At 72.2% G+C, this 16398-nt stretch carries 11 protein-coding genes and 2 pseudogenes; 6 read left to right on the forward strand and 7 right to left on the reverse strand.

The genetic code is table 11. The features are described from left to right. Positions 1–5 precede the first annotated feature (5 nt). A complete protein-coding gene (locus ACW14Y_RS37570) occupies positions 6–650 on the forward strand; it encodes a hypothetical protein (RefSeq protein ID WP_456985009.1) in 645 nt (214 codons plus the stop codon). Beyond that, positions 647–1315, forward strand: a complete 669-nt coding sequence (locus ACW14Y_RS37575; protein ID WP_456985010.1) for a hypothetical protein — start codon at positions 647–649, stop codon at positions 1313–1315. The genes ACW14Y_RS37570 and ACW14Y_RS37575 overlap by 4 nt, the downstream gene beginning before the upstream one ends. Positions 1316–1334: 19 nt before the next feature. Here ACW14Y_RS37575 and ACW14Y_RS37580 read toward each other — a convergent pair whose 3' ends face one another. Further along, positions 1335–1730, reverse strand: coding sequence for a hypothetical protein (locus ACW14Y_RS37580; protein WP_456985011.1), 396 nt, complete (start codon positions 1728–1730; stop codon positions 1335–1337). Positions 1731–1943: 213 nt separating this feature from the next. Here ACW14Y_RS37580 and ACW14Y_RS37585 point away from each other — a divergent pair. Beyond that, positions 1944–2480 (forward strand): annotated as a pseudogene (locus ACW14Y_RS37585) (transposase); the annotation flags it as partial. A gap of 95 nt (positions 2481–2575) precedes the next feature. Here the strand turns inward: ACW14Y_RS37585 and ACW14Y_RS37590 are convergent. From ACW14Y_RS37590 to ACW14Y_RS37600, 3 genes are all read right to left on the reverse strand, one after another. Further along, positions 2576–3148, reverse strand: a complete 573-nt coding sequence (locus tag ACW14Y_RS37590) for a snapalysin family zinc-dependent metalloprotease (protein ID WP_380306677.1) — start codon at positions 3146–3148, stop codon at positions 2576–2578. A 238-nt stretch (positions 3149–3386) separates the two neighbouring features. Next, entirely contained in the window at positions 3387–4298 is a 912-nt protein-coding gene (locus tag ACW14Y_RS37595) for a LysR family transcriptional regulator (protein WP_380306679.1), read from the reverse strand. A 213-nt stretch (positions 4299–4511) separates the two neighbouring features. Further along, positions 4512–5291, reverse strand: a complete 780-nt coding sequence (locus ACW14Y_RS37600; RefSeq protein ID WP_380306681.1) for a S1 family peptidase — start codon at positions 5289–5291, stop codon at positions 4512–4514. Positions 5292–6143: 852 nt separating this feature from the next. Here ACW14Y_RS37600 and ACW14Y_RS37605 point away from each other — a divergent pair. Further along, a complete protein-coding gene (locus tag ACW14Y_RS37605) occupies positions 6144–6815 on the forward strand; it encodes a hypothetical protein (protein WP_380306683.1) in 672 nt (223 codons plus the stop codon). A 29-nt stretch (positions 6816–6844) separates the two neighbouring features. Here ACW14Y_RS37605 and ACW14Y_RS37610 read toward each other — a convergent pair. Next, positions 6845–7168 (reverse strand): annotated as a pseudogene (locus ACW14Y_RS37610) (ATP-binding protein); the annotation flags it as partial. Between the two features lie 1178 nt (positions 7169–8346). Here ACW14Y_RS37610 and secD point away from each other — a divergent pair. Further along, positions 8347–10773, forward strand: coding sequence for a protein translocase subunit SecD (secD, locus tag ACW14Y_RS37615; protein WP_456985012.1), 2427 nt, complete (start codon positions 8347–8349; stop codon positions 10771–10773). A gap of 353 nt (positions 10774–11126) precedes the next feature. On the opposite strand, the gene ACW14Y_RS37620 is transcribed toward secD, so the two are convergent. Together ACW14Y_RS37620 and ACW14Y_RS37625 are read right to left on the reverse strand one after the other, a co-directional pair. Then, positions 11127–13796, reverse strand: a complete 2670-nt coding sequence (locus tag ACW14Y_RS37620; RefSeq protein WP_456985013.1) for an RICIN domain-containing protein — start codon at positions 13794–13796, stop codon at positions 11127–11129. A 393-nt stretch (positions 13797–14189) separates the two neighbouring features. Beyond that, on the reverse strand, positions 14190–15248 hold the full coding sequence (locus ACW14Y_RS37625) for a substrate-binding domain-containing protein (RefSeq protein WP_380388972.1): 1059 nt from the start codon (positions 15246–15248) through the stop codon (positions 14190–14192). Positions 15249–15603: 355 nt separating this feature from the next. Here ACW14Y_RS37625 and ACW14Y_RS37630 point away from each other — a divergent pair, with 355 nt between their 5' ends. After that, the gene (locus ACW14Y_RS37630; RefSeq protein ID WP_380306697.1) at positions 15604–16371 is read left to right on the forward strand and encodes an SDR family NAD(P)-dependent oxidoreductase; all 768 of its coding nucleotides are present in this window, start codon (positions 15604–15606) and stop codon (positions 16369–16371) included. Positions 16372–16398: the final 27 nt, after the last annotated feature.

Below are 16398 nucleotides of genomic sequence, written 5' to 3' on the forward strand. Positions count from 1 at the left end.
TGGACATGAACGGGGCGGCCCTGCTGCTCGACGGCGGGCCGCGTGTGGACCGGCCCGTCAACCTCTTCTCCTTCGGCGAGGCCGAGATGCGCTGGCTCTGCTGGCTCTACGGCTACCGGCTGGAGCACTTCAAGCAGTTCTCCGACCGCATGGGGAGCGCTCGGGTGCGGGCGGTGCTCGACCCGGACCCGCGGGCGGTCGCCCGGGCGGCGTGGATGCGCGCCCCCGACCTGCGGCCGGGCGTGCCCACTCCCATGCCGTGGGGGTCGCCGCAGCCCGGTGGGCCGGTGGTGTGGACACCGCCGGGCTGGCCACCGGGCCTGGGTCCGGTGCGGCCGGCACCGGACCGGATGCCGACGGCCTCGGTGGCGGAGATCGAGGCGCGGCCCGGCCCGCGGGCCCTGCTCGGCCTCGGCGTCGCACTCGCCCTCGCGGGGCTGGTGCTGGTGTGGTCGCTGCCCGTGGCCGGAGCCGTCCTGCTGGTGCTCGCGGCGGCCTGTCTGCTCGGCGTGCGTCCGTACGCCCGCCAGCGGGACCGGCTGCTGGAACGGGCCCGCGCGCACCGGCCGGTCCACCCGGAGAGCGGCGGGTCCGTCCCACCGCCGGGACCCCCGCCGGGTGACCCGGACCGTCGGGGGGAGCAGTGGTGAACCCGGACCTCGGCACCGTGGAGTTCGACGTCCCGGAGGTCTTCGAGGAGTTCCGCGCCACCGACGATCCCGAGGAGGCGTACGAACTGGTGCTGGATCGGCTCGGCGCCCGGGCCGCCGAGCTCGGCACCGACCGGCGCCGGGCGCTGACCGACCTCCACCTGATCGGATCGGCGGTGCTGAGCGGACTCGACGCGATCTGGTCGGGTACCTGCGTCGGCACCCTCAACGGCCGGCTGTCCACGGCGACGCTGACCGTCGCCCAGATGGAGACCGCCGACCCCGCACCCCAGGAGGCGGTGGCCGCCGCCCTGGCGGAGATCCTCGCCCCGGCACCGGAGACCGCCGACGGACGCGGGCACCGGAGGCTCGTCCGCCGCTTCGAAGCGCCGGCCGGGCCGGTCGTCGTCGCCCTGGAGCAGACCCCGGGCTGGCAGCTCGGCGGCGGGCAGAGCGTCCCACTGCTCTCCGCCAAGGCCCACCTGCCCCTGCCCCCTCCCCTGGCCGGGGTCCTGCTCGTCGAACTGACCACTCCGGACGTGGACCACTGGGCGGACGACTACGCACCGCTGCTGGTCGCCGTCCTGCGCAGCGTCCGGTTCGGGGTGGCGGACGCGCAGGACGTTCCGACCCGACCGGGACCGTGCTGGTGTGACCCCTGTTGAGGCTCCGGGCGCCGGGGCCTCAACAGGCCGCCGGGGAAAGGGGGAAGGCGATGTCGTAGGCGTGCTCCGTCCCGCCCCGCAGGAAGACCAGCCGGACCGTCAGCACGCCGACGTCCGTACCCACGGCGGGGCGACCGCTGATGCTGCCGTCGGTCCGCAGTCCGTCGGGGCCGAGCCCGTGGGCGCCGCCGTAGTCGAGGTAGTGGCGGCCCCGGTCGTCGACGGCCTCCAGCCAGAGGAAGAGCGCGGGCACGCCGGGCGTGTGGGGGAGGAGGTCGCCGGGCAGGGGCGGGGTGACGGAGTAGGTGACGGTGAACCCCTCGGCCGTCGTGGTCAGGGTGTGGACGGTCAGTTCGTGCAGGCCGTCCAGGATCCGTACCCGGCACCCGCCGCCGGTGGTCCCGTGCGCGCTCACCGTTCCGACCGCCGCTCGGGTCCGCACAGCGGCGGAGCGGTCGCACCCGCCCGCGCGGATCCGGAATGCGCGGCCGGGGAGGGGACGGCCGTCGCGGTGCCGGCCACCACGGCCGACCGGCCGGACCTGATGCGGTGGGTCACGTCATTTCCCTTCGGAACCGAGCTCGTTCGGACCCTCCACCCTGGCAAGTCGCCCGGACCTGGGACAAGGACCGTGATCGACGCGCAGAGCGTCAAGACCTCGACCAGCGTCCACGCCGCCGGCCAGGGCATCGATGCCGGGAAGAAGATCGTCAGCAGGAAGCGGAGCATCGTCACCGACACCCTCGGTCTCCTCCTCGCGGTGCTGGTGACCGCGGCGAGCGTGCAGGACTCCGTCGCCGGAGCCGCGTTGCTCGACCAGGTGGCCGCCGAGCACCCCGCCATCCGCAAGGTCCGGGTCGACGGCGGCTACCGCCAGCACCTCGTCGAGCACGCCGCCACCCTCGGCATCGACATGGAAATCACCGCCCGCAAGCCCGGCACCAGGGGATTCACCCCGATACCGAAGCGGTGGACGGTCGAGCGGACCTATGGCTGGCTCATGCTCCATCGCCGCCTCGCCCGCGACTACGAGACGTTGCCCACCCGTTCGGAAGCTGTCATCCACATCGCCATGACCGACCTCATGGCCCGACGCCTGACCGGGGAGAACACCATCTCCTGGCGCGACCCGAAGAACCTCACCAAACACCCCGTCTCGGGATGAAACATCGGACGAATACGACCTCTTAGGGAACGCCGACGACGGACGACGTGGCCGCCGGGGCGAGTCCGCGGCGGCCACGTCCTATCCTCCGGACGTCAGGACGCGTCGACCAGCAGGCGGTCGTCCGCCGTCGCGGCACGGCTGGCGTAGGCCGTGTCGACCCGGGACCGTTCGGTCGCGTTGGGGGTGGCGTTCTTGCAGGTGGTGCCGGCGCTGGAACCCGACATCAACTGGGAGCAGGGGCCGGGCTTGGTGTCCGGCAGGCCGAGGTTGTGGCCGATCTCGTGGGCGGCGATGCGGGTCTTGTCGTGCCCCTCGGCGACCGCCTGGCTTCCGAGTTCCACCCGGCCCTGGCCGCCCGGACGGACCGGACCCAGGGAGGCCTGCGGCCAGCCGCTGGTGGCGACGATCTGGATCTCGGCGCGGGTGCCGGGCCGGGCCGCCACCAGCCTGACGTTCTTGGTGTTCGCGTTCCAGGAGGCGACTCCGGCGGTGATGGCGTCCTCCCAGCCGCCGGCCCGAGTGGCGTCGTAGTAGAGGGTGGTCACGGTGGAGGCGCTGGTGGGTGCGGCTGCTCCGGACGCGGACGCGGCCTGCGCGGTGGGCGCCAGGATCACGGTGAGGGCCGCGGCGGCGCCGACGGCGGTGAGCCACTTCGAGTGGGGCATGACTGTCCTTACGTGGGGGTCGGTCTCCCCGTGGGGAGGGGAGGGGGTGGTGCGGGCGGTGGGCGTCGCCACCTCCGCGAGGAAGCAGGCACCCTGATTTGGCGGTGACCTGTCAAGCCAATCGGCGGGAGGCGCACGGGTGTTACGTCCGCCCCCGTCGACGGCGCCCGGTCGCGGTTTACGCGGACGGACCCCGGGGTCCGCCGGAGGGTGGTCGGGCACGCCTCCGGACGGAGTGTCAGTCCGGCTTGGCGCAACGGGAGTCGAAGGCGTCCCGGACGAGGGAGAGCAGCAGCGGCCGGGCGCCGATGAGGGGTGATTCGCGATGCAGGGCCAGCAGGTGCCTCCCGAGGAGCGGGTCGCCGACGAGTCTTCGCATGACCACGCCCTCGCGGGACCGGGCCGATCCCTGCAGCAGCGTCAGGCCGGCGCCCTGGGCGATCAGGTCGCACAGGATGCCCACCTGTCCGATGCGGAGCGATGAGACGCACGGTGCGAAACCGGCGGCTCCGCAGGCCTCCACCAGTGCCCCGTAGTCGTCGCAGCCGGGATCGTGGGGCGGCAGGAGCCAGGTCTCGCCGACGAGGCCCGCGAGGTCGACCCGTTCCTGCCGGGCGAGGGGGTGCCCGACAGGGAGGACGACCACCACGGGTTCGAGTCCGATGACGTCGACGACGACACCATCGGGCGGCGTCATGCCGAAGCCGTCCAGCTCGATCATGCAGCCCGCGGCGATGGATCGGTCCGCGGTCCGGCTCATCGCCTCCCCCGTGGTCGCGCACTGCACGAAGCTCACGGGGTTGCTCAGGACGGCCGGCAGGTGGATCGCCAGGTGGCCCAGGAACGGGCCGGAGCTGCCACCCACCGTCACCGGCTCCGGACCGGCCGCCGACCGGAGGCGGCAGCCGCGGATCCGGTCGGCGCTGGCCACCGCGTCGCGGGCGTGCAGGATCACGAGCTCACCGGCCCGGGTGGGGACGACCCCGCGAGCGGAACGCTCGAAGAGGGCCTGGCCCAGTGAGGCTTCGATACGGCGCAGTTGAGTGGTCATCGCCGGCTGGGAGAGCATCAGGGCGGCGGCTGCCCTGCTCAGACTGCCGGCTTCGGCGATCGCCAGCAGAATGCGGAGGTGCCGCAGTTCCAGTTCCATGGCTGAGCGAGGCTAGTTCACGCCTTGGTGTCATGTCCACGGTTCCGGGTGAGGTGGAGGTGCTGGTCCGGACCTTCGGACCGACCGCCTCCGGGGTGACGGACCGCGGCCGGACCGCGGCCGGAGCTGGGGTGGGGCGAGGCCGCGCGCCCCGGTCCGGCCGCGATCCCGTGGCCCGGACCCTTGTGGGGTCCGCGCCGCGGAGGCGACGGCTCAGAGGGCGCCGGTGTACTTCTGGATCCAGGACCGCCAGGACGCCAGGTCCGTGTAGATGGCGCTGCCGCCGGCTCCGCAGGTGTCGTCGTCGATGCCGCTCCGGCTTGTGGCGCCGACCAGTTCACGCCTGCCGTTGCGGTCGATCAGCGCCGGTCCGCCGGAGTCGCCGTAGCAGGCGGTGTCGGTGGTGGTGCCCGCGACGCACAGTTCGCGATCTGCCGCCGTGTTGTCGCAGGAGCTGTCGGGCAGCACCTTGGTGTCGAGCTGCTTGAGGTAGCGGGGCGCGGAGGTGGAGCAGTCGCGCTGCGGGCAGGTCTGCCCCCAGCCGAGCAGCCGGGTGGCGGAACCGTCGGGCGGGGTGGTGGCGGCGATCGGCACGGGCGTGTTGCCGACCCTGCTGCTGAGGTGCAGCAGGGCTATGTCCTGGCCTTCCATGCTCCGGTCGCTGGAGGGGCGGACGATCTGCGAGACGCCGGCCACGGTGCCGCCGCTGAGGCGGTCGTTGGAGCCGATCCGGACGCGCAGGGCCGAGGCCGGGAGCGGGCCGTTGCCGTACGTGCAGTGCAGGGCGGTGACCATCCACTCGGGCGAGATGAGCGAGGCGCCGCAGTAGTGGTCGCCGTTGACCTGGATGGATCCCATGAACGAGTAGGTGGAGGTGGCCTGCTGGCCTCCGACGATGGTCTGGCCGGCCGTGGCGGTGCCGGTGAAGGCCGGGGCGGTGACGACCATGCCGAGGGCGATCCCCGCGGCGGACAGGGGTCGGGAAAGGCGCATGGGGGTTCCTAGGTGTAGGAGGTGTCGGGGACACGGAGGGGAGGGCCGGTGCACTCCCTGTCTCGGGTTGTCCGTGGCCCATCAACCTGCCGTGCACAGAAGTATGTGAGCGGCCGCGCCGCCCCCGCCAATGCCATCGGCCCATAACACTCGTGCCGGGATGGTGACTTGGGCAGGCTTGCCGGTGGTTTGTTGACGAGGTTCGACGATCTGTTTCGCTCGTCGGCCCGGCGGCGTGGGTTTCGGGAGTACCTGACCGGCCTGTTGCTGCCGGGGGACCGGAACAGGACGCTCACGGCCCTCGCTGGGGCCGAGCCGGTCACCGGTGCGCCTACAGGGTCCGTGACCGCTGCTTCGAGCCGGCTTTCGCGCGGCCTCCACCAGTACGCGGTTGTGTATCGACCGTGCATCAAGGGTCAGTCACATGCGTTCGGGGCAGGCAGGCTTCAACCGTGCAGGTTCGTCATCGGGTGGAGCGGGGCGGCCGTCGAGCGCACCGGTCCCGGTTGTTGCAGGCTGAACTCGTTGCCTTGATTGGGATGCGGCTACCTCGGCCCCTCGGAGGGCGTAGCTGTGGGGCGGATGTGGAGCCGGGGTACGGCCAGGGGGAGGTGCCCGTCGGCAGCGAGACTGATGTCAGTTGGCCTGGGCAAAGTCATCGGCCGACGTGGCACCGGCCCGGCCGCGATGGTCGGTCGAGGGCGATGAGGCTGCACGGTCAAGACTGTCCCTGCATTGGGCCGAACGGCATCCCCGGGCGCCGGCGTCGCTCTAGAATCGGGCTCTCGACCTCCCGCGGACGGGACCGGCGCCGGCCCTTCCGCGTCCCAGTGCACGGTGAGTGGAGGCTTCATGATCGTGTCCCGACGGGTCGCCGCCTGGGTGGCCACAGTGTCGGCGGCGGCCGTGCTGGTGGGTTGCTCGGATTCGGGCTCCGGAGACGAGGCGCTTCCCGGGGCCTCCGGGCCCCCGACGAAGGTGCCTGCCTCGACCGCCACGCCGACCGGCCCCACGACGAGCGCCGCGGCGCCGTCCCCCTCCGGCCCGTACTACCCTACTCTCGCGGCCGGTTGTCACGACAACACCGCGTGGCAGGACAAGGACCGTTCCCTTTGGCTGAGACTGCTCGCCAACCGGGACGTGGACAGCGGCGGCGTGAGGCTCGCCGGGGCCGACCCGAGCCACTTCGGAGGCCCGCTCTGCGTGCCTGAACGGGTCCATATTCAGTACTGGTTGGTGCACCGGAGGACCGGTTCCTTGGTTTCCCTTGAGTCCGTCTCCGACAACGACTTCCGCACCACCGGTCTTGAGGTCCAGCAGTTCCCGATCCCCAAAGCGGTCACCGCCCGCAACCGCGCCTGTGATGGCATGCTGCTGGCCGTCTACACCGGCGAGCCACTCAAGGAATCCGAACTGCCCCGGACCTTCTCAGCTGTCGACGCGATCGGTGGGGAGCTCTTCCCCAACAAGCGGGTGTCGCTGGAGGGGTATGTCGGTCCGACCGGCACCGCGACCTGCACCTGACGGATCGGTTCGAGGGCCGGTCCTGGGACACGGTGGAGGACAGCGCGTACCGTCTTTCCCCCCGACGACCGAGGGGCACCGAGGTGGTGCGGGCGAGGCGGTTGACCATGGGCCAGCCGAAGCCTCCGGAGCTGCCGTTCAGATCGGGGGTACGTACGCGCGGGGCCTGCGGGCGTTCGTCGTGGACGGCCCGGGTGCCCGGTGATCTTCAGGGCGTGGATGCCGCCGCCGTGGCGCAGGGCGTTGGTGACGAGCTTCGGGACGACCAGGACCACGACATCGGCGCACTCGGCGGCGACCGGCGGCACAAGAACGAGGGACAGTGCAACCCTCCGTGCCCTGGGCGCAGCCACTTCGTTGAGAGCGGTGAGCGCCTGCTTCCCCAAGGCACTCACCACAGGCCCCACGTACCCGGTCGGCGCTCCAGCCGGGCAGAGTCGGCCAACTGCGAGGCGGGCGGCCCGATTGTCCATCGATCGGGCCGCCCCCCTTCTTCGGGGTACGCCCGCAACCGATGGTCGGCCAGGTGGTGCTGTTCACCGTTCGGCCGGTTGGAGCGGTGCGTGGCAGGGGGCCCGATTCGCTGGCGGGATGCCTGCGGGGACGCCTCGCCGCCCGGCGCGAATGAGTGCCGGGCAGCAAGGCAAAGTTCGGGCGTCACTCGCGCCGGCCGCGTCGCGCGCGGTGCGGCGGAGCCGGCCGCAGTGCGCCCGACGCCGTTCGGCCGCAGGGCTCCGACAGCTGGGGTTCGCCGGGGCGTGATGGCGGGGCAGGGAGCCGTTCGCGGTTCTCCCGGGTTCTCCCGGCCGACGCCGGACCCCGGCCGGGAGTATTCGCCTGCCCGTGTGTCCCCGCACGCGTGCAGGTTCGCCTACAGTGTGTCCCTGGCGGGAGGAGCCGGGTGGGGAACCGAGCGGTGAGTGAGGGTGAGGCGGGCCGTCGTGTCCGCCGGAGCGTGGCAGCGGCGCTGTCGTGCGTGCTCCTCGCTGCCTGGGCCCTCTGCCTGGCCGTGCTGGGTACGGCGCCCGGGGCTCGGTCCGCCCCCGCCGCGATGCCGGTTCCCTCCCTCTCGCCTGTCACCCCCGTCCGTTCGGGCCCCGTGCGGCCCGAGGTCCGGGGAGGGCCGGAGCGCAGCGGATCCGATGCGGTCGTGCAGCGCACGACGGCCACGGAGCCCGCCGCCCGTCCGCCCGTCCTCCTGCCGGCCGTGCTCGCGCCCGCGCCCACGGTCGGTCCGCGGGCCCTGGCGGGTACGTACGCCGCCGGTCCGCGGCAGGAGCGGGCACCGCCGCGTGACGAGTACTCCCCGCGGCACACCCGCGGACCCCCTTCTCCCCGGAGCAGTTGACGCCCCACGCGCCCGCTGTCCCGTAGGCCGCGGCATGCCCGCGGCCCGGAACCGGTGCCTGCGGCCAACCGGTCCCGCAGGCTCCCGGCGGCGCGTCGTCCCCTTGCGTCCGCCCGTCCCCGGGTGAGGCGCGTCCGCCTGCGGGCGGGCGCCCGGATCCCGCGGACCGCCCGTGGAGAAACCATGTCCTCTCGTCGTGCCACACTCTGGCGCGCGCTCCTCGCGCTCGCCGTCGTCGGCGTCTCGCTGTACGTCGCCCTGACCACGCCCGCCCGCCTCGGACTCGATCTGCGCGGCGGGACCCGAATCGTCCTGGAGACCCAGGACTCGCCCGAAGTGCGCGCCGACGCCGCAGCCACCGACCGGGCGCTGGAGGTGCTGCGCCGCCGGGTCGACGGCCTCGGCGTGGCCGAGCCCTCACTGGCCCGGTCCGGGGAGCGGCGCATCGTCGTCGAGCTGCCCGGGGTCCAGGACCCCCGCAAGGCCGCCGAGGTCATCGGCCGCACCGCCCAGCTCACCTTCCACGCCGTCACCGCGACCGCCGACGGACCGACCGCCGAGGGACCGACCGCCGAGGGACCGACCGCTGACGGACCGACCGCGCACGGACCGGCCACCGGAGGGCCGACCGCCTCCGGGGCCACCGGCTCACCGGCCGGTACCCGGGCGGCGGACGGCTCCCGGAGCCTCCCCGATCCCGACGCGCCCGGCAGGCACCTGCGACTCGCCCCGCCGGCCCTGACGGGTGACGGCGTCAAGGGCGCCGAGGCCGTGCTCGACACCCGGACGGGCCGCGGCTGGAGCATCGACCTCTCCTTCCGCGGCTCGGCCGCCGACGCGTGGGCGAAGCTCACCGGGGACGCGGCGTGCGCCGGGCCCGGTGACCCGGCCCGCCGGGTCGCGATCGTGCTCGACGACCGGATCATCTCCGCGCCCGGCATCCAGGACAGCGTGGCCTGCGGTCACGGCATCGCCGGCGGCTCGACGCAGATCACCGGCGGCTTCTCGGCCGACGAGGCCCGCGACCTCGCCGCCCTGGTGGAGGGCGGCGCACTGCCCGTGCCGGTGAAGGCCATCGAGCAGAGCACCGTCGGCCCCTCGCTCGGCGCCGAGGCGATCCGGGCCAGCGCCCTCGCCGCGGTCGCCGGCCTGCTGTGCACTGCGGTCTTCGTCATCGCGGTCTACCGGCTGCTCGGTGTGCTGGCCACCGTCGCGCTCGCCCTCTACGGACTCATCTCGTACGCGGCCGTGGTCGCGCTCGGCGCGACGCTCACACTGCCGGGACTGGCCGGCTTCGTGCTGGCGATCGGCATCGCGGTGGACGCCAACGTCCTGGTGTTCGAACGGGCCCGGGAGGAGTACGCCAAGCCCGGCGCGCGGGTCGCCGGAAGGGAACGCGACCTGCAGCGCCCCCTGCGCACCGGGTTCACGAAGGCGTGGAGCGCCGTGGCCGACTCCAACGTGACGACGCTCCTCGCCGCCGGGCTGCTCTTCGCCTTCGCGACCGGGCCGGTCAAGGGCTTCGGAGTGACGCTCTCGATCGGCGTGCTCGCCTCGATGGTCTCGGCCATGGTCATCACCCGGCTGCTCGCCGAGTGGGCGTTCCGACGGCCTTTCGTCACCCAGCGGCCCGGCCTGACCGGGATCGCCACGACCGGCCGCCTGCGCGCGCGCCTGACCAGGCGCCCGCCGCGGCTGATGCGCCACCGGCGGCGCTGGCTGGGAGTCTGCGCCGGCCTGCTGCTGCTCGCCCTGAGCGGGATCGGTGTGCGCGGCCTGGACTTCGGCGTCGAGTTCACCGGCGGACGGGTCGTCCAGTACACCGCCGCGCAGCACGTCGACGCGGACGCCGCCCGCGCCGCGGTGGTCAGGGCGGGCTTCCCCCAGGCGGTGGTGCAGTCCACGGGCGACGCCGGCGTCTCCGTCCGCACGAAGGAGACCGGCGACGACCGGCAGCAGCAGATCCGCGAGGCGCTCACCACGGTCACCGGAGAGGTGTCCGTGGAACGCGACGACCTGATCGGCCCGAGCCTCGGCAGCGAGCTGCGCACCTACGCCGTGATCGCGCTCGCCCTGGCGGTCGCGGCCCAACTGCTCTACCTCACCATCCGCTTCCGCTGGACGTACGCCGCCGCGGCGGTGACGGCGATGACGCAGGACGTGCTCCTCGTCCTCGGCCTCTTCGCCTGGCTCGGCAAACCCGTGGACAGCGTCTTCCTCGCCGCGCTGCTCACCGTGGTCGGGTACTCGGTCAACGACACGGTGGTGGTCCTGGACCGGCTGCGCGAACTGCGCCGTGCCCACCGGACGGCGGACGGGGCGCACCTCGCGGACCGCGCCGTGGCCCAGACCCTGCCGCGCACGGTGAACACCGGAATGGGCGCGCTTTTCGTCCTCACCGCTCTGGCATGCCTCGGCGGGGACTCGCTCACCGACTTCTCCGTGGCGCTGCTCGCAGGGGTGCTGGTGGGCACGGGGTCGACCGTCTTCACCGCGATGCCGGTGACCCTGCTGCTCCAGGAACGGTTCCCGGACCGGCCGCAGGACACCGCCCCGCCGGGCGTCCGGCGCGCGGCGCGTCCGCGCGAACACAGCGGAGCCGTCGTCTGAGCGACCGCCTGGCGACAGGCACGGGAGCGGCCGGCCGGCACGGGGCCGGGCCGGCCGCTCCGGCCTCGCGTCGCTCCGTGCCGGCGCGATCGGCACGACGGTCTGTCCGTGGTGGCGCAGCGCGGTGACGAGCAGCCCGTTCGCGGCCTCGATGGCGATCGGCACGGTGCGCGGCGGTTGTGGGAGTGGCCGGTGCGCAGCCCGGCCAGAGTTTGGAGGACGGTCTTGATGCCGGCGGCCGGACGACAGTCCGACCGCGGGCAGGGATGGAAGATCAGGTCGGGGTCTTTGCTGCGAGGGGCCGTTGGGCGGCGGACTGCAGGCCGCCGCCGGTGCCCCACTGCGGCGGGAGGTCAGTTGATGGTGAAGGTCTGCAGGTTGCCGGTGCTGTCGTAGGGGCGCTGTTCGAACTGGCTGTTCTGGGTGGTGCCGGCGGTGAGGTAGAGGCCGCTGAGGCGGTTGGCGATGCGCACGCGGCCGTTGCTGGCATCCTCCAGGCGCCATTCGTCGTTGGTGTCGGCGCCGGGTGCGTAGGAGTGCTGGATGATCTTCGCTCCGGCAGTCTTGGACGCGTTCAGCACGGCCAGGTCCTTGCCGCTGTTCTGGTTGACGATGCGCACGTGGCCGTCGGCGAGCGGCCGGAACTCGAAGCGCTGGTTCGCGCCGCCGGTGCCGGGCCGGCGGACGACGGGGCCGCCGTCGGCGAGGGAGCTTCCGCTCACGTCGATCACGTCGCTGGTCCCGGTGACGGCTACCGTGCGGTAGGTCGTGGGGACCGCGCAGCCGACCTGGATCGTGACGGGCCTGCCGGTGGTGTCGCCGAGTTGGCTGGTGGTGACGGGCGTGATGAGGGCGGTTCCGGCGGCCTTGGCGGTCACCTTGCCTCCGGCGTCGACCGTGGCGACGGCCGGGTTGTTGCTGGTGTAGGTGACGTTCGGCAGCAGGGGCAGGACCTTGTCGGTGCCGTTGGTGGTGACTTCGTCGGTGGTGACCTGGGCGGCGTCGGTGGCGTTCAGCTCCGCGCGCAGGTTCAGTCCGTTGTCGAAGTTGTTGTCCTTGACGACGGCGCCGGAGGAGGCGCGGTAGGTGAACAGCGGAGTCTTGTAGGGTGCCGCGGCGGTGACCGTGCGGACGGTGGTGGTGGCGCCCGGCGCGAGGCAGGTGTTGGTGGTGGTCGTCTCGGCCGTGAACGCGGTGTTGCGGTCGAGGCGGCGGACGTCGTTGCGCTCGAAGGTGATGCCGCCGACGCTCTTGGCGTTGAGGAGGCGGACGTCGCCGATCCTGAAGTCGTTGTCCTGGATGCGGATGTTGCGGCTCACCGGGTTGCCGGCGTCCTGGACCTGGTTGGTGGGCTCGATCAGGATCGCCGGGCCCGCCGGGCGCAGGAAGGTGTTGTTGGTGATGAGGACGTCCTGGGCGGGGCCGGACTCGTACCACTCCTTGGCGTCGGAGGAGATGAAGATGCCGGCCATCCCGGTGCCGTCGAAGGTGTTGTTCTTGATGACGACGGGCTTGCGGGTGGTGACCAGGATGCCGCGGGTGGGGATGTTGACGACGGTGTTGTTGCTGATGTCGACGGTGGGGGTGTAGGTGGTGTTCTCCACCACGAAGTTCCCGGGGGTGACGGAGGCGGGGACGGCCTGGTCGAAGGTGACCTTCATGGTGGTCAGCGGCTTGTCGTGGTCGCGGCCCGTCGGGCCGTCCACCGACACGACCTTCACGGTGGTGCCGGGGACCGCTGCCATCGTCCGCTTGTCCACGATCTCCGCGCTGTCGCCGGGGTAGAACTGGGGGAATCCGGCCGTCTGGTGGTGGCGGTAGTCGAGAGTGAGCGTCCTGCCGTCGGCGGAGCGTCCGGTGACCTCGACGTAGGTGCCGTGGATGTTGATCGCGTCGTCGTGCGCGCCGTCGAACACGTTGTTCCTGATGCTGACGGCGCCCTTGATGCCGGACATCTGGACGAAGTCGGCGAACCCCGCCGTGCTGCGTCCGCCGGCGGGGTCGGTGCGGAAGTCGTTGCCGTCGATGGTGATGTTCTCGCTCATCTGCCCGAGGAAGCCGAAGCCGTGCAGGTAGCGGGCCTTCAGTCCCTGCACGGTGACGTCCTTGGACTCCCAGAAGAACGCGGAGGCGGTGTCGCGGGTGTCCTCCCGCATCTGGTAGACCAGCCCGCGGTCGGTCGGAGGAGCCGCGCTCGTGTAATCGATGCGCAGCTTGTTGCCGGCCAGGTGTGTCATCGAGGCGACGTCGGTGAACAGGGGGCTGGCGCCGCGCCAGGTGCTCCTGGCCGCCGGGTCGTGGAGTTGGGTGTACCTCATGCCGTTGACGCCGGACCAGTAGGGCTGTCCGGTGGCGGGGCTCTTCTCGCCGAGCCAGGTGACCTGGTTGTTCGCCACGGTGAAGCCGTTGGTGGGCGGGATGCTGAGCACCCGGTAGGCGCGGCCGTCGGACACGCCGGCCTCGCTGACGGTGGCGTCGACGACCTTCGGGGCGGTGACGTCGAAGCTGAAGCCGCGCACCGTGACGTTCTGGGAGCGGACGGCGGCGAAGGCGGTCATCAGTCCGTGGAACTGCAGGTGCGAGCCGCCGCCGTCGATCGTGACGTCGCGCATGTCCTCCATGAGGATGCCGATGCGCTTGTCCCGGTAGGTCGGGTCGGCGCCTACGGTGTTGGACAGGTACAGCTCCCGGGTCTCGGCCTGCTCCGGGTAGATCTGGTAGGTGCCTCGCGGGAACAGCACCCGCACCGGTCCCTGCACGGTCCTGGCCTGCCGAAGGGCCGCCTTCACCGCTGCGGCGCTGTCCCGCGTGCCGGTGGGGTCGGCGCCGAACGTGGTCACGTCGACGACCGTCTCGGTGGGCGCGGCCTGTGCCGGCAGGGGCGCGGCGAGCGCGACGACGACGGCGGCGGCCAGCACCGCCGCGCAGGCCCGTCCGCGGCCCGCCGCCGGAGTTCTGGCCGATCCGAGGGATGAGGGAGTCGACGGATCCTTACGGTTCCACAGCACAATGGAGGTCTGCATGGGGATCTCCTGGAGAGGGGAAGGCGAGCGATTCTCTGCGGCGAGGCGGATTGCGTACGGTGGCCGGAGGAGGATTTCTCGGCGTGCGCCGGCAGGCCTTTGTGGGGGACGGGCAGGTCGATCGTTCGGTGTCGGGGTGTGCGGCCCGCCGCGAGCGGCTCGGCGCTCGTGTCGTACCGGTACGGCATTTCGGTACGGGCGGTTCGGTGGGCGAGGACGCGTGCGGGTCGCCGGACCGGGGGAGTGTCGGCGCAGGATCCAGGCGGTGCGAGTCGGCGGGGGCAGGGCCCCGGCCGGGACGTTCGACGAGGATGCTCTCCGGGGGTTCTCTGGTGCCCGTAGTGCCCGTAGTGCCCGTAGTGCGCGGGTCGGGGACGGCGTTGGTCGGTGGTGTCAGCTGCAGGTGGCGCCGCTGGTCTTGAAGGTGGTGGCGTCGACCATGGTGGTGGGGGCGAAGGCCTCGGCGGGCATGTCCTTGCCGTTCTTGAGCTTGTCGTAGAGGGTCTGGACGGCGAGGGCCCCGACGTCCTTGCCGTTGATGAAGAGGGCGGCCTTCATGCCGGTGGGCTTGCCGCTGTTCCAGTTCTTGCAGGCGAGGTAGGCGCCGAGGCCGACGCCGATGATGTTGTCGGCCTTGAAGCCGGCGTTCTCCAGGGCGGTGACGCCGCCCTGGACGTTCTCGTCGTTGCAGCCCCAGACGATCCAGTTCTTCACGCCGGGGTTGGCGGTGACGGTGGCGGCGATCCTGTCCTGGGCGCCGGTGGGGGTGTTGTCGGTGGCGACGTCGATCTTCTGGACGCCCGCGCTGCCCGCGGCGGCGAATGCTTCCTTGGCGGCCTTGACCCGGTCGCCGCAGACGGTGACGTCCTGCTTCCAGGCGGCGATGATGCGGGTGTCGGCGGGGTTCCAGCCGGCCTTCACGAACTCTTCGGCGGCGCGCTTGCCGACCTCGCCACCCATCTGGGCGCCGGAGAAGCCGATCCGGGGAACGAGGTCGGTCTTCGCGCACACGGCCGGGTCCGGGCCGCTCGTGCAGATCTGGTCGTCGGAGGTGAGCAGTGCGACCTTGGCGTCCTTGGCCGCCTGCACGACCTGGGGGCCCACCGCCGGATCCGGGACGACGACGATCAGGCCGTTGGTCTTCTGCGCGACGGCCGCCTGGACCTCGCTGACGGTCTTGTTCGCGTCGTTGCCGAGGTTGACCACCTTGAGGTCGACGCCGAGCTCCGCGGCCTTGGCCTTCGCTCCGGCAGCCTCTCCGACGAAGTACTCCTGATCGCCTTGCTTCTGCAGGTAGGTCATCGAGATCTTGCCGCTCACCGGAGCGACCGAGGCACCCGCCCCGGAGGACGAGGGCGACTGCTGACCGGTGGAACACGCCGTCCCAAGGGCGAGCGTGAGCAGGGCGCCCGTGGCGGCGGCCACAGTACGGCGGTGCGTGGTGATGGACATCATCGACTCCAGGGGGACGAGCGGACCTGCTCGGAAGAGAGGAAGGAGAGGCCTGAGGTGGGGCGGGGCGAGGCGCGCCGGCACAGCCGACCGAGTTGCGGGCGGGGTGCTCCGGGCAGGTCCACGGACAGCGGTCTGTGCTGCCACGCGGCCGAGGGATCCGGTTGGGGCCTCGGCCGGCAGGGGCTCGGCCTGGCGTGGAAAGGCTCGACGGCACGTCGCGTGTTCCGGGCTTCGGAAGCGGCGAGGCTGTGTCCAGCCTGTGTCCGGTGCCGTCTTGGTGGCAGAGCCTGCGGCCACGGACATCCCCTGTCAAGGTATTTGCATAATTAATGTCCAGCTGTACCTTCAGGGCATGACAGAGCAGACATGCCACCGCTTCCGTGGCCGGGTCGCCGTGATCACCGGTGCCGCCGCCGGTATCGGCGCAGCGACGGCGCGACGTCTGGCGGCGGAGGGTGCGGCGGTGGTGATCGTCGACATCGCCGACGCCGCGGGGCGGGCGACGGCCGAGGCGATCACGGCGCGGGGCGGGCGGGCCGAGTACCGGCACGGCGACGTGTCGTCCGCGGCGGTGTGGGAAGAGCTGGCGGCCCATGTGCGGAGCAGTTACGGGCGGTTGGACGTGCTGCACAGCAACGCGTACGCGGTGGTGGTCAAACCGGCGCACGAGCTGACCGAGCCGGAGTGGGACGGCCAGTTGGCGGTCACGCTGAAGGCCGCGTGGCTGGGGGTGCGTGCCTTCGCCGGGTTGCTGCGCGACAGTGGCGGCTCGGTGGTGCTGACCTCGTCGGTCCACGCGCTGGTGGGCCTGCCCGGGCATCCCGCCTATGCCGCCGCGAAGGGCGCGCTGTGCTCGCTGGGGCGCCAGCTGGCCGTGGAGTACGGGCCGCAGGTGCGGGTCAACACCGTCGTTCCCGGTCCGATCCTGACGGCGGCGTGGGAGCGGGTGGACGGGGCGGGGCAGGCCGACAGCGTGGCCGGGACGGTCGCCAAGCGGTTCGGCACCCCCGAGGAGGTGGCGGCCACCGTCGCCTTCCTCGCCTCGGCCGACGCCTCCTACGTCACCGGCACCACCCTCGTCGTGGACGGGGGCTGGTCCATCGTCAAAGCCTCCTCATGACCCAGCCGCCTCATCACGACGCACCCC

The organism is Kitasatospora sp. cg17-2 (assembly GCF_054031055.1).